This window comes from Arthrobacter sp. ISL-69, from assembly GCF_018613775.1.
GTDB lineage: Bacteria > Actinomycetota > Actinomycetes > Actinomycetales > Micrococcaceae > Arthrobacter.
On the sequence record NZ_JAGGPO010000034.1, the window covers coordinates 19,342 to 32,630 of the forward strand.

The 13,289-nt window shown below is 64.7% G+C and carries 13 protein-coding genes and 3 pseudogenes; 8 read left to right on the forward strand and 8 right to left on the reverse strand.

Translation table 11 applies throughout. From position 1 onward, the window contains the following. From J7I79_RS20495 to J7I79_RS20505, 3 genes are all read left to right on the forward strand, one after another. A partial coding sequence (locus J7I79_RS20495; protein ID WP_214956435.1) for a hypothetical protein occupies nucleotides 1–605 on the forward strand: 605 nt, incomplete at its 5' end. A gap of 231 nt (nucleotides 606–836) precedes the next feature. Next, nucleotides 837–1,991, forward strand: coding sequence for a molybdopterin-dependent oxidoreductase (locus tag J7I79_RS20500; protein WP_214956442.1), 1,155 nt, complete (start codon nucleotides 837–839; stop codon nucleotides 1,989–1,991). Beyond that, complete coding sequence (locus J7I79_RS20505) at nucleotides 1,988–2,476, forward strand: hypothetical protein (protein WP_214956445.1); 489 nt, start codon at nucleotides 1,988–1,990, stop codon at nucleotides 2,474–2,476. The genes J7I79_RS20500 and J7I79_RS20505 overlap by 4 nt, the downstream gene beginning before the upstream one ends. Here the strand turns inward: J7I79_RS20505 and J7I79_RS20510 are convergent. The 7 genes from J7I79_RS20510 to J7I79_RS24815 all read right to left on the reverse strand — a co-directional run bounded on the left by J7I79_RS20510 (nucleotide 2,473) and on the right by J7I79_RS24815 (nucleotide 8,418). Next, nucleotides 2,473–3,549, reverse strand: coding sequence for an NAD(P)-dependent oxidoreductase (locus tag J7I79_RS20510; RefSeq protein ID WP_214956447.1), 1,077 nt, complete (start codon nucleotides 3,547–3,549; stop codon nucleotides 2,473–2,475). The two genes, J7I79_RS20505 and J7I79_RS20510, sit on opposite strands and share 4 nt — an antisense overlap. Then, a complete protein-coding gene (locus J7I79_RS20515) occupies nucleotides 3,546–4,427 on the reverse strand; it encodes an MTAP family purine nucleoside phosphorylase (RefSeq protein ID WP_214956449.1) in 882 nt (293 codons plus the stop codon). The genes J7I79_RS20510 and J7I79_RS20515 overlap by 4 nt, the downstream gene beginning before the upstream one ends. A gap of 11 nt (nucleotides 4,428–4,438) precedes the next feature. After that, complete coding sequence (locus J7I79_RS20520; RefSeq protein ID WP_214956451.1) at nucleotides 4,439–5,947, reverse strand: glycosyltransferase family 87 protein; 1,509 nt, start codon at nucleotides 5,945–5,947, stop codon at nucleotides 4,439–4,441. Further along, a complete protein-coding gene (locus tag J7I79_RS20525) occupies nucleotides 5,944–6,648 on the reverse strand; it encodes a bifunctional 2-polyprenyl-6-hydroxyphenol methylase/3-demethylubiquinol 3-O-methyltransferase UbiG (protein ID WP_214956453.1) in 705 nt (234 codons plus the stop codon). Before J7I79_RS20525 ends, J7I79_RS20520 begins: the two co-directional genes overlap by 4 nt. After that, nucleotides 6,645–7,325, reverse strand: a complete 681-nt coding sequence (locus J7I79_RS20530) for a DUF2064 domain-containing protein (RefSeq protein ID WP_251043088.1) — start codon at nucleotides 7,323–7,325, stop codon at nucleotides 6,645–6,647. Before J7I79_RS20530 ends, J7I79_RS20525 begins: the two co-directional genes overlap by 4 nt. A gap of 5 nt (nucleotides 7,326–7,330) precedes the next feature. After that, nucleotides 7,331–8,038 carry a glycosyltransferase family 2 protein gene (locus J7I79_RS20535; RefSeq protein ID WP_311380628.1) on the reverse strand — a complete coding sequence of 236 codons (708 nt, stop codon included), beginning with the start codon at nucleotides 8,036–8,038 and terminating at the stop codon, nucleotides 7,331–7,333. A 155-nt stretch (nucleotides 8,039–8,193) separates the two neighbouring features. After that, on the reverse strand, nucleotides 8,194–8,418 hold the full coding sequence (locus J7I79_RS24815) for a hypothetical protein (RefSeq protein ID WP_311380629.1): 225 nt from the start codon (nucleotides 8,416–8,418) through the stop codon (nucleotides 8,194–8,196). Between J7I79_RS24815 and J7I79_RS20540 the strand changes: the two are divergent. The 4 genes and pseudogenes from J7I79_RS20540 to J7I79_RS20550 form a co-directional block, all read left to right on the forward strand. Beyond that, a pseudogene (locus J7I79_RS20540) lies at nucleotides 8,412–8,945 on the forward strand (TniB family NTP-binding protein); the annotation flags it as partial. The gene J7I79_RS24815 and the pseudogene J7I79_RS20540 overlap by 7 nt on opposite strands. Further along, a pseudogene (locus tag J7I79_RS25010) lies at nucleotides 8,942–9,430 on the forward strand (TniQ family protein); the annotation flags it as partial. The pseudogenes J7I79_RS20540 and J7I79_RS25010, both read left to right, overlap by 4 nt. A 99-nt stretch (nucleotides 9,431–9,529) precedes the next feature. Continuing rightward, nucleotides 9,530–9,886 carry a hypothetical protein gene (locus J7I79_RS24370; RefSeq protein ID WP_251043089.1) on the forward strand — a complete coding sequence of 119 codons (357 nt, stop codon included), beginning with the start codon at nucleotides 9,530–9,532 and terminating at the stop codon, nucleotides 9,884–9,886. 185 nt (nucleotides 9,887–10,071) lie between these two features. Next, complete coding sequence (locus J7I79_RS20550; RefSeq protein ID WP_214956555.1) at nucleotides 10,072–10,641, forward strand: recombinase family protein; 570 nt, start codon at nucleotides 10,072–10,074, stop codon at nucleotides 10,639–10,641. Between the two features lie 272 nt (nucleotides 10,642–10,913). Here the strand turns inward: J7I79_RS20550 and J7I79_RS20555 are convergent, their stop codons facing one another. Continuing rightward, nucleotides 10,914–12,029, reverse strand: a complete 1,116-nt coding sequence (locus J7I79_RS20555; protein WP_251043090.1) for an EAL domain-containing protein — start codon at nucleotides 12,027–12,029, stop codon at nucleotides 10,914–10,916. 535 nt (nucleotides 12,030–12,564) lie between these two features. Between J7I79_RS20555 and J7I79_RS20560 the strand changes: the two are divergent. Continuing rightward, a pseudogene (locus J7I79_RS20560) lies at nucleotides 12,565–12,714 on the forward strand (IS256 family transposase); the annotation flags it as partial. Nucleotides 12,715–13,289 lie beyond the last annotated feature (575 nt).

Genomic DNA, 13,289 nt, shown 5'->3' on the forward strand with positions numbered 1-13,289 from the left:
CCTGCGGCCCGGCCGACAACGCCTCGTCCACCCCGGCCACCTCGGCTGCCGCTGCGGAAATGCCGAAGCCGCTGGCGTCGATCCCGGCACTGACCGGGACCTCCACCGCGGTGAAGCTGGACGCGTCCTTCGCCAAGGCCCTGGAGACCCTGAAGCTGACCCCGGGCGTGATCGGCACCGCGGCACTGACTGACGGGTCCCTGGTCTTCCCGATCACCGGCGGCAAGGTCGACTACTACGACCCGGCCAAGGACTACCGGCCCTACGTTCAGGGCCTAATCAGCCACGCCGGTTCCGGGTTCTCCCTGACCGACGGTGACACCAAGGTTGACCTGACCAACTTCACCATTGACCCGGGCACCTCCAAGCTCTACGGTGACGTGGCCGTCAACGGCGAGACCGCCGCGAAGCAGGCCTACATCTTCAACCTTGACGGCTCCACCCTCAATCCCCTGGCCAAGTCCGGGGACGCCGCCGTGCTCGAAGGGACCCGGGTGCTGATTTCCGACACCGCCGCCGGCCTGCTGAACAAGACCTTCAAGACCGACGCGGTGAAGGCCGGCATGCTCGTCGGTATCGCCAAGATCACCGTCAACACCAAATAACCCGCCCCGGAAAACCTGCCGGACGGCTGACTGCACCGGCGGGAAGTGGCACGGCATCCTCGTCGGGGGCCGCGGCACTTTTCCGTGTGAATACCGTAAGGAAAAGACCGGGGGCAGCGCGCCGGACGGTCCGTAGCCTTGAAGGATGACCCAGATGAACGCACCCACAGCAGACGTCGTTCTACCCGTCCTCGGATCCGATACCGGTCCGGAATAGTGGAGTGATCAGGTATGCGCACGCCAGACCCCCAACGGCTCACCGAGGCCCTGGCCGATAGGTTCGCCTCGCCCACACGAAGCAGCCGCCTGACCGTTGTGCTGGGCCGGTGGCTGGGCGTGAGCTTCACCATCTGCTTTCTCACCGGGCTATTCAGCCACGGACTGCAGAATCCACCGTCGTGGATGTTCTTTCCCGCCAGCCCGGTCTGGATCTATCAGCTGACGCAGGGGTTGCACGTCACAGCAGGCATAGCCTCCATTCCCTTGCTTCTGGCGAAACTGTGGTCCGTCTACCCCGAACTGCTCAAATGGCCGCCGGTGAAATCAGCGGTGCACGGCCTCGAGCGGGCATCAATCGCCTTGTTCATCGCCTCCTCATTGCTCCAGCTGACCACGGGACTAATCAACACCTACAAGTGGTACCCATGGCCGTTCCCGTTCCGCGAAACCCACTATTGGCTGTCATGGGTGGTCTGGGGCTCCCTGCTGCTGCACATTGCCGTCAAACTTCCGGCCATCACAGCGAATTGGCGCCGGACCTCCGCTGTTCCGGCCTCCTCCACCGCCCCGGGGCGGTGGTCCAGGCGTGCTTTCCTGACCGGTGTCGGCGCGTCCGCGGGAGCGCTTGTACTGACGACGGCGGGACAGTCGTTTTCCTGGCTGGGGCCAACCAACCTGTTCGCCCCCCGGAAAATGGGCACGGGGCCCCAAGGGGTGCCGGTGAACCGGACAGCGGCGGACGCCAAGGTGGCCGCGCTGGCCAGCGCAGCTAGCTGGTCCTTGACGGTGAGCCACGGCGGCACGGTTCACACCTTCAGCCTCGACGAACTCCGGGCACTGCCGCAACACGTCCACGAGCTGCCCATTGCCTGCGTGGAAGGTTGGAGCCAAATGGCCCAATGGCGGGGTGTGAGGATGAAGGACCTCTTGAGTGCGGCCGGCGCGCCGTCAGGGTCCAGTCTGCGTGTCACGAGCCTGGAGCCGGAGGGCGCGTACCGGCTGATGACCATGCCAGCCGAATACGCCCAGGATGATCGCACGCTTGTGGCCCTGGAACTCAACGGGTCCATCCTGGACCTGGACCACGGCTACCCGGCCCGGATCATCGCCCCCGGTCGGCCGGGGGTCCTGCAAACCAAATGGCTGCAAAGTGTGGAGGTCCTGTGAAAGCGAATCAGCCGGTCATGGCAGCACGGGTGGCCCTGGGTCTAACCGGCGCCGGTCTGGCCTGTTTCGGACTGCTGGGGCTGCCCACCCAGCTGGGACCGGCCCAGCTTGTGGGTCTGCTCACGTGGATGGCAATGGCTGTCCTGGTGCATGACGGACTCATAGTGCCGGTCTCCACCGCGGCCGGTGCCGGCCTGAGACGGCTGGGATCCGGGCTGCGTCCGGCATCGATGGCCGTGCTGCGGAGCGCCCTCATGATCGGCGTCGTCGTGACGCTCGTCGCTGGAACCCTGCTTAAGGCCCAGTCTGTTGCCCGCAGCACCACGGTCCTGGAAGCCAGCTACGCCACGAACCTGGCGTGGTTCTGGGCCGTTCTGGCGGCAGTTGCCGGCGCCACCATCGTCGCGCTGGAGCGGAAGGCACCGAGACGGGCGCACGGCACGCAAGATCACAACGAAGGCATACGTAGCCGACCCGGAATCTAGGCTGTCGACGAGCGGACGCTGGGCTGGCCTCGGAGGGGGGCCGAGGCCAATTCACGCATGCCGTCAGAGAATCCCACAACGGGCGCCCAGCCGAGTTCTGCCTTGATCAGCTCGGAGGACGCGGTGATGTGCCGCACGTCCCCCAACCGGTACTGGCCGGTGACCACCGGTGCGGGCCCGGCGGAAAAGGTGCTAAGTGCGGCCGCGACATCGCCGATGGTGCGGACCTCGTCGGCGCCGACGTTGTAAGCCCGGAATCCGGTCGGGTTGTCCAGGAGGGCCCGGGCCGCTGCGATGTTTGCTGCGGCCACATCTCGGACGTGGACGAAACTGCGCCGCTGCGCGCCGTCTTCAAAGACCTTCGGGGCGTCTCCGCGTGCCAGGGCTGAGCGGAACAGTGATGCTACTCCTGCGTATGGGGTGTCCCGCGGCATCCGCGGACCATAGACGTTGTGATACCTCAGGGCAGTTGCCGTGCCACCGGTGCTTCGGGCCCATGCCGAGGCGAGGTGTTCCTGGCTCAACTTCGAGGCGGCGTAGACATTGCGCGGGTCAAGTGCGGCGTCCTCGGACACCAGGGCAGGGACGAGTACGTCCCCTGTTACCGGGTTGCGGGGGTCATAGATTCCGGCGCGGAGATCGGTTTCGGTACGGGGCCCGGGCCGGACCAGCTGGCCGGTTTTGGGGTCCGAGTAGGCACCTTCGCCGTAGACGACCATCGAGGAGGCTAGGACCAGCCGGGAGATGCGGTGGCATTCCATGGACGCCAGCAGGACCGCCGTCGCATAGTCGTTGTTGTGTATGTAGTCCGGTGCGTCGGCGAAGCTGACGCCCAATCCGACCTTCGCGCTTTGATGGCTGACCGCGTCAATTCCCTCCAGTGCCCGGTCCACCGTCGCCGGGTCGGTGACGTCCCCGGTGATCAGCTCCACCCTCGGGTCCAGCGGCGGCGGGCCGGGATGTATGGCCGGATCGAGCGAGTCCAGGACTCTCACTTCCCAGCCCTTGGCCAGGGCGGCTTCGACGATGTGTGAGCCGATGAATCCGGCGCCGCCGGTGACTAGGATCCTCATCGGGATGACACCCGCTCGGGGCTTAGCGGGAGGGACATGATCCGGTCTACGGCTTCGGGGTCCATCAGGGTCCGCGGAGCGTAGTCAGGGCCGATGGCTGTGATGGCTGTGTCCAGAACGGCCAGGATACGGTGCTGGACGTTTGTCAGCCGCGCAAAAACCGCTTCGGCTGTTACGGGGGTCGAGCCGTCATGCCCGGTATCCGAGTCGGTGATGTACGCCAGATTGGCAAGACCCATGTTCAGCTCGGCAGCCAGAACAGGTTCGGGGTATTGCGTCATGCTGATGATGTCCGCGCCGCCGGTGACATACCAGGCCGACTCAGCCTTCGTCGAAAAGCGCGGACCATTGACTACTACCACCGTGCCGTGCGGGACGTAGGCCAGATCATGAGCGGCGAGGGCAGCGTCCAGGTGTGCCCGCAGGGTCGGGCAAAACGATTCTGATGCCGGGAGATGCCGGACGCCGGCCGGTTCGACGCCCTCGGCCACGGTGCCGTCGAAGTACGTATCCGCGCGTCCCCAAGTGCGGTCAATGAGCTGGTCGGTGACCACGAAGGTTTCAGGCGCGAAGCCTGAGTGCAGGCCACCGACGGCCGAGGATGAGAGGACGGCCTCCACCCCGAGGCTTTTGAGGGCCCAGAGGTTGGCCCGGTAGTTGATTTTCTGGGGCGGTAGCTGGTGGCTGCCTCCGTGGCGGGGGAGAAAAGCGATGGTCCTTCCGGCCACTTCGGCGAGTGTTACGGGTCCCGAGGGGGCGCCGTAGGGCGTGTCGACGTCGAACGTGTCCAGAACCGTTGCCCCGGGCAGCCGATACGTTCCGGAGCCACCAATGACACCGATGTGCGCCGGCGGGGAGGAGGGAGGTGCTGTGCCCATGTGGATTCCTGTCATTCGTCAGATTTTGTCAGTGATAGCGAGGGCCCGTGAGGGGGCGGCAGCCGCAGAGGTGGTGGCTCCTCTTGGAGTCCCCGCAGGGCTGTTTGTCGAAGTTCGCCGCGGCGCCGCAACCAGGATCCCGCGGCGATGGCAGCTGCTGCCAGCAGCAGCACACCCTGGTTGAGGGTCTCGCTGAACGGTGCGGAGGCGGGGACCATGTAGATGATGTCCAAGGCGAGCATCACACCGAGGTATTCCCACCGCCGGCTCAGGATGATGAACGGCAGCAGCATGAGCGCGTACCAGGGGTAGTTGGGACTGACGATCAGCAGGGTCAGTCCGATCATGACCGTCTGTTGCTCCCAGGCGTTCTCGGTATGGGTCCGCCGCAACACACCGTAGGCGACGATGGCCAGGGCGGCCGCGCTGAGCACCGGCGGCCAGGGCCCGGTGCAGAGCAGCTGTGCCAGGCCAAACCGGATCCCGCCGCTTTGGCTGTAGCCCTCCTCCTTCAGGTAGCCGGGCAGGAAGCCCAAAACGCCGACGCCGGCGGCAGCCAGATAGGGCACATACAGGAGGGTGAAGGTCACCACCGCTGCTGCGATGAACCGGGCGGGACGCCGGAACAACAGTGCCGGGGCAGCTATGACCGGAATGAGCTTCGTGGCGACAGCGGCGCCAAAGGCCATGCCCGAGCGCAACGGCCTGCCGCCGGCCAACAGCATTCCGGCAGCGAGGACCAAGGCCCCGGCGAGCAGGTCGACGTGGGCATTGTTCACCGCCTCAAGCTGCACGAACGGGCTCCAGCCCCAGACTGCCGCCCAGTGGAGAGGGCGGCCGCTGTCTGCCAGCGCACGGAGCAGCATCAGGGCTACCGCCACGCTGATGAGCAGGCCAGCCAGCTGGAACGGCAGGTAGCCGGCCGTGTCCGGGACGGTGGCCCGAACCCCGAAGAAGTAGATCTCGGCCGTAGGCGGATAGATGGTGTGAACCTGCGGCCGGTTAATCGCCGTGCACAACGGATCCCGGGACGGATACCCGAAGGTTGCCACGGATTCGGTGTCAAACAGATTCTCGGCGCACACCGGGCTGCCATCCGCGCCGGAGGTCCCGGAAGCGAACAGCCATCCCGGCCTGAGACTGCTGAGGGTCTCGTCCAGGGGTACATTCGCGTAGGGGGAGATCCCGGCCTTTTGGACGATTCCGTCCCAGGCGTACCGGGCTGAATCGTTGCTGGTGCGGGGCGGGGCGCTCACCGCGATCAGCCCGAGAAGTATCGTGCCGGCAATGACCACGGCCCCGACCCGCCGTCTCGGGACGTTCCTTAGAAGACTCACCGCCCCGACAAGTACGGCCCATGAAAAGAGGGTGCCGACGATGGGTGCGGACTGAAAGGGATTTCCGGGTAGCACCATCCACCACAGCACGGCTCCGCTGACCAGGAACAAGGACGGCAGCGCGACCCATAGGGGGAGACGCGCGCCGGAGGTGCCGATTAGCCGGCCTGGACGGATGGTCACCCTAGGCTGCTGACTGGTTCGGCGGGCGAGAGGCGGCAGAAGACCCGGCCTTGGAGGCACTGAACACCCGTAACGCTCCAGCTGTTGCGCTGCGCGCGGGCGACGAGACCCGTAATGCCTGTCCTGGCCCACTGGAACGGCTCGCTCGTGTTGCCGTTCTCGTCTTCCAGCACGGCGGAGTAGGCGAGGTCCATGTCGTCGTCGGCTTCCACCTCGACCAGAAGTGTCCCGACGGGGGAGATGAGCTGGGCACAACGCCGGAGCAGGGTGGTGATGCTGCCACCGATGCCGATATTTCCGTCAAGCAGAATGACTGCCTCCCAGTGACCGGTCTGCGGCACCGCGGCGAAGACGGATTGTTCGAGTGCCCGGGCGCCGCGGTTGTGCGCCCTGCGGACTGCGGCTGCGCTGGTGTCCAGACCCAGAGCCACCATACCGAGGCGCTGGGCGGCAGCGAGCAACCTGCCAGGGCCACAACCGATATCGAGCAGCGGCCCCTGAAGGCTCTGCAGCAGCGAGCTTTCCAGGATGCTGGCCTCCCGGCACCAGCTGCCGACATCGAAGTTCACGGGGTGCGCCGCGTGGTGATCACGATCCGGACGCAACGTCACAGTGCCGGACCCGCCCGCCAGCGCCTTGGCATAGGGTTCTCTTCTGCCCTGGCCGAAATGGCTGGCGGAAGCCATGATGGCCGCGCTCACCGAAATCCTCCGGCGCTTAGAGGCGCTGCTGCCACGCTGTTCGCTGCCACAGCCACTGCAGAGGCGAAATCGCTGCCCGGCATCCCTGCGGCTATCTCAAGGGCGTCACTGAAATGGTCCATATCCCGCAGTTCGGGAAGCAGCCCGGTACGGAACCCTGCTGCGGACAGCCGGGAGAGCTGTTCGGTTCCGGTGGTGTCCGTGGACATCGGCACATCCCTGATCAGTGCCCCGTCGGGCCGGCGCAGAGCCAGGGCCCAGAAGCCGCCGTCCTTCGCCGGGCCCAGCCATGCATCGTGGACACCAACGGGCTTGGACCAGTCCTGAAGCAGAGGCGCCAAATGCTCCGCCGTGAATTGCGGGGTATCCATACCGACGATGAGGAGCGGGCCGGTGACTGCATCGCAGATCGCGGCGAGCCGTTCGTCCAGGCCTCCGGAGACCTGCGTCGAAACGCTGAATTGTTCAGCCTCACCTGCAGTTGGCGTTCCGTCCATGACCAGGAGCCGGTTCCGTGCCGGGATGGACCGGACCGTATCCAGGGTGCGGCTGAGGCTCAGCTGCGCCAGGGCTGCGGCCCCCTCGGGGGACAGCGGTGGGCTCAGCCGGGTCTTGACCCGACCGGGCAGACACTCTTTGGCGATGACGGCCACTGTCAGATCGATGCTGTTGCTCATGTTGGTCATTCGAGGCCGCCGCGCTTCGGGACCGGTACGGACTCGGAAGCCGCCGCGGCGGCCTTGAGTTGGGCCGACATGTCCCGCACTGCCGTCAGGGTGCCGCCGACGGTTCCCGTCACCTTCGACTGGCCCGTGCGGGGGGCATAAGGGACAGGAACCTCGGCAATCCGCCAACCGTGCAGGCTTGCCTTGAGAAACATCTCCAGAGGGTAGCCGCTGCGCCGGTCCTCCAGATGCAGCGACAGCAATTGAACCCGGCGCGCTGCCCGCATGGGTCCGAGGTCCGTCACCCGTTCTCCGGTCAGCCGCCGAAGACGCCAAGCCAACAGGAGATTGGCCATGCGGGCGTGGAAAGGCCACGATCCGCGCTGCGGCTCGCGGGCGCCGAGTACCAGATCCGCAGTGCCCTCCACGACGGGAGCGAAAACTTCCGGCAACCGGGAAGGGTCGAGCGAACCGTCACAGTCACAGAACGCCACGAAGTCTGCCGTGGCCGCGAGCAGGCCAGCGTGGGCGGCAGCCCCAAACCCCCGCCGCTCCTCCCTGACCACCGTCGCGCCCAGGCGTGCCGCAAGCTCGGCAGAACCGTCCGTGGACCCGTTATCGACCACAATCGCCCGATACCCGTCAGGCATCCGGGAGAGCACCCACGGCAGGGCGCCCCGCTCGTTCAAACAAGGCAGAATAACGTCTGCTGTGGGTGCGTTCATCTGGGTCATCCTTCAAGGCTACGGACCGTCCGGCGCGCTGCCCCCGGTCTTTTCCTTACGGTATTCACACGGAAAAGTGTCGCGGCCCCCCAACGAGGATGCCGCGGCACTTCCCGCCGGTGCAGTCAGCCGTCCGGCAGGTTTTCCGGGGCGGGTTATTTGGTGTTGACGGTGATCTTGGCGATACCGACGAGCATGCCGGTCTTCACCGCGTCGGTCTTGAAGGTCTTGTTCAGCAGGCCGGCGGCGGTGTCGGAAATCAGCACCCGGGTCCCTTCGAGCACGGCGGCGTCCCCGGACTTGGCCAGGGGATTGAGGGTGGAGCCGTCAAGGTTTAAGATGTAGGCCTGCTTCGCGGCGGTCTCGCCGTTGACGGCCACGTCACCGTAGAGACGTCGAGCGGCTGGCGCTCTCCCTGCTGCGTAAGGTGGGTGTGCGGTTGTTGGTGATCGACGAGTTCCACAACGTCGTGGCCGGCCGGGGTGAGACGCGGCGTGAGTTTCTGAACCTGCTCCGGTTTCTGGGCAATGAGCTTCACATTCCCCTCGTCGGGGTCGGCACACGGGAGGCATACCTTGCCGTGAGGTCAGATGACCAGCTCGAGAACAGGTTCGAACCGTTCGTCTTGCCCCTCTGGGAGGTGGGGGACGAAACCCGGTCGCTGCTGGCTAGCTTCGCTGCCTCGTTCCCTCTCCACTCACCGTCCTCGATCGATAGCGAGGATATGGCCCGGTACCTGCTCGCACGCAGCGAGGGCACCATCGGAGAGCTCGCCCGCCTTCTGACTGCCGCCGCGGTTGCCGCAGTTGAAAGCGGGGAGGAGACGATCAACCGCCGGACGCTGACCATGGCCGATTACATCGGGCCCAGCGAAAGGCGCAAGCTGTTCGAAACACAACTGCTGTGATCGTCTCGCGCCGCTGGCCAGTACATCCTGCACCGCTGCCCGGTGAGGCACTCTCGTCATGGTTGTGGCGAATCGCCGATCGGTACGATGCCAACCTTGACTATCTTGCCTCGGACTTGGGCCATGCACTCGACGACGGGCCGGAAGGTCTGGACACATGCCCGCCCGCTGGATTCGCCCGCGATCTGGCACGGCGAACCGGTGTCGATGTGTACCGGATCCAGAGGATGAGCCTGAGCGGCTGGGCACCCTGGCTCATTGACCAAGCGGAACCGGACCGTGCGGCGTTTACGACCTATACCCGACAGTTTTCCGTGCTGTTGCCGGCAGGAAGGCGGCGCCCGCGGGAGCTCCCCGCCTGGCGGGCATGGCTTCCCTCACGACCGGCATTTCGGGCAGGCCCGCAATGTATTGCGACGTCAGCACCGCCGTACCCGTACCAACTGTTGTGGTTGCTTTCACTGACGCTTAGCTGCCCTTTCCATGGGTGCCTCCTCGAACCGCGCGCGAAGGCTGCCAGTTACTTCTCGGACTGGGAGCGCAAACCGCCTACACCGAGGCCTGCCTCCGCCACGGTCCTGGCCATGGACAGCAGAACCTGGCACGCCATGACAACGGGGTCGGTCGACCTGCCGCGACGGCAAGTTCACGCGGGAACCTGGTTTCGCCTGATCCGGACGATCATCGATGAGCTGGGAGCAACCCTGTCTGAGTGTCGTACCGCGGGGCGCATGATCTTGCGCATTTGGAAAGAAGCGGGCTACCCCTTCCGGGCAGGGCAGCTGAGTTGGCACCCGCACGAAGACTATCCACTCGACGTGCAACTCCACACCCTCGAAGCAACCGCGACCACTATCTACCTTTTGGAAAGCAAAACGCTCACGGGCCATGGGCTGGACGCAGCACTTTTCCTGCCTTACGCCGCCTGCACCCGTACATGAAGGGAATACCCCGAACGGGGAGAGCATCGCGTATCACTGCCACGGGTTTGCTCCTTGTTCGACGAAGCCGTTGCGGGGGCCGGAGGCAATCCGGCTTCCGCCCGACGGCTCATCGATATGCTGCTCTGCCGGCGAAAGGATGCGGCCGCGATTTAAATTTCCCTCACCCATTCCAGGGCCTCGGGATACCGCTTCCTGTCACATCGGACGCACTCCTGGCCGAAGGCATCGGGACGGACTCCCTCTACGAAGACAGGGCTTCCGGAAAGAAGGATGACCGGCCCCAGCTGGCCGCCTGCCTCAAAGCCCTGCGCCGCGGCGACGCCCTGGTGGTGTGGAAGCTCGACCGGCTGGGCCGGGACCTGCGCCACCTGGTCAACATCGTGCACGAACTGACCGAGCGCGCCATCGGCCTGAAGGTCCTCACCGGCCAGGGTGCGGCTATCGATACCAGCACAGCTTCGGGCAAACTCGTCTTCGGAATCTTTGCCGCTCTCGCGGAGTTCGAACGTGAACTCATCTCCGAACGCACCATCGTCGGCCTGGCCTCCGCCCGCGCCCGCGGCCGGAACGGCGGTCGCCCCTACGAAATGACTCCGGCTAAGCTCAGGCTCGCTCTGGCATCGATGGGCAAGCCCGGAACCAAGGTCAGCGATCTCTGCGGCGAACTCGGTATCACCCGACAGACTCTCTACAGGCATGTCTCGCCTACAGGCGAACTCCGCCCTGATGGCCAAAAGCTGATGTCACGGTAGGCCGACTTCGGACATCCTGTGCCGGTGACTTCGGCAATTGACAGTTTTGAAGGCCCGGCCGGGGTGTTCCACGCGACCACAGGACAAACTGACCGCGAAAGCGGCCGCGGGTCATCCTGGGTTGCACCCCTCTGGGCCCCTTAGCCTCCCTCATGTGCTACAAGCCACGTCATTATTTGGGAACGGGTCAGGCTCACTATGGGTTCCCCTTGCCCGTTCCTTGTCGCTTTGACTCTGTTCAGCGGCCACGGCTGGCGAGAATGTGAGAGGTTTCAGGCCGTCTCTCGTCCTTGCAGGGCTTCCCAGGTGGCCCATTTCTGCGAATCTACGGAGGGCCGGCCCAGTACGTATCCTTGACCGGCGTACATTCCCAGTCTGGTCACGGCTGCCAGCTCAGCCTCGCTCTCGATGCCTTCAGCGACGAGCTGTGCCTGGATCCGTTGTGCGAATTCGACCATGGCCGCGCCCAGGGCGCGTTGGCCGGGGTCCTGATCAATGCCGGCGATGAGGCTCCGGTCCAGTTTGATGATGTCGGGGTGCAGGTGCAGGATATGGCGCATGGAGGCGAAACCCGCGCCGGCGTCGTCCACCGCTATTCGCAGACCTCGCCGGCGGAGCGGTGCCAGGGCCGCGACAAGCGGGGCATACGCAACCACGGCCAGGTTTTCGGTCAGTTCCAGCACCAACCGGTCTGAACCAATAGCCGATCCGGCGAGAAACCCCGGCAGCCGTGGATCCAGGCAGGTTTCCGGTGAGAGATTGAGGGCCACATACAGGCGGGAAGGCAACTCAGTCGCGGCCGTGAGTGCTGATTCCAAGGCGGCGAACTCCAGGTCAGCGGCCAGACCCACCGTCGCGGCCTCTGAAAACCAGTGCTCCGGGCTGCCACCGTCGTCGTCGATGAATCGCGCCAAAGCCTCGACGCCGATGACTGCGCCGGTGGCTAGTTCGTGAATGGGTTGGAAGGCAGTGAGGAACGTCTTTTCCCGCAGCACCTGCTCGATCCGTTCCCTGGTGCGCTGGACAGCCAGCACCCGGGCGATTTGGGGGCGAAGTGGTCTGCACGCGCCTTCGAAGCCGGCGCGGGTTCTGTGGAGGGCCGGGCGGGCATGTCCGGATACCTCCATCCACAATGGGGTCCCGTCCCGGTGCCGGCACCTGACAACGACCCCGGCCCAGCTGGAACCATCAGGTGCCAGGGCAGCGGCAACGGATTGGCGGGCCGTGGCCAGGGCGTCCAGATCGATCACAATGCTGGCCGGTTGCCCTTCGAGTTCAGACGGGGCGTACCCCAGGAGATCCAGTGAGGCACTGCTGGAGAAAGTGAACGTTCCGGCGTCATCCGTAGCCCACCACCATTCCCGGCGAAAGTGCAGAACCGAGTCCATCCGAGCCGAGAGCCCATGGGCCCTGGATCTCTCAGCATGCCGGGCCCTCCTACCGCGCCATGCGGCATAAAGGGCCAAAAGGATCAGGAATCCCGCGACGGAACCCAGAAGCCCCCGCGGTTCAGGAGAATCCAGCGAACCCAGATGTCCTGATCCCAGCAAGGTCAGAACCGCCACAGAGAACGCGACCTGGACACACAAAACGCTCCTGAGCAAGTGGCTGCCGACAAAGGTCAGAAACCTCTTACGACGCGACTCCGGCATGTTTACCCCCATGCACACCATAGACCGCCAAAGACAAATCGCCGGGAAGGGAAATCATCCATCCCCGAGAGCTGCCCGGCGCTGCTCGGTCAGAGCCATGAGAACATGAGGACGTCGTGGCGGGCCCGTTGAGGTCGTCCATATCGGGTGGTTCCGTGACAAGTTCCTACGGAGGGCACGTAACGGTGAACAATACTTCAGAGTTCTGGCGTACTGACCCTGCCACGCTTCGCGCTGTGGTTCTGGACCGCAAGGCGCTCGAGAGCGCCCTCAGGCTGCGCTAAAGTGCCTCTATCTGGTTACCCGATCGTTGGATCCGACCGGTGCCGGCAGGACCCGATGGACGATGCGGTGGAAGCCCGCTTTGAACGCCTTCGCCATCACTTTCAGCGACCGATTCCCGGCAGCTGAAAGCTACTAAAAGAAACCGCCGGATACACCGTTAACGAGATAGTCCCTCATCGAACTCAAAACCGGTAAATTCCAGCCGGAATTCCTCGGTTATGCGCAGCGGGACGTTATGCGGAAGTCTTCGCTCGCGCTGGCGTGTTGACGGCGATCGCCTGAGGAAGTCTTGGCATAACGCACTGGCTGTATTGGTGAGTTTCAGTAGCGTTTGTCGCCGACTTTCAGGAGCGCCAGTCAGGCGTTCTAGGGTCGAATGCCGGCGAGAGTCAACATAACAACGTGTCAGCAAAGATCGCTGTTCAACCCAGGCATCTTCGAGCGGGGACGCGCGATAGGGGATCGGCTTGCGGGCACCCGGTCCGACGCGTGTTCTGCAGGAGAGTTCTTAAGGTCGTCTAGGTCCGCGCGGCGGATGCTGATGGCCACGCTGATGTCCGCGTGAACTACGAGCGATGTCTATTTGGGGGCCCTCCCAACTAACAAAGGGACCCTTGTACCGAGCAGCAGACCCGAACGGTATGGGGCGGGCAAGGAATGCATAAGGATGCTCTCAACTTGCCCGCCCCGTGTTACTGGTGTTGCTCTGGC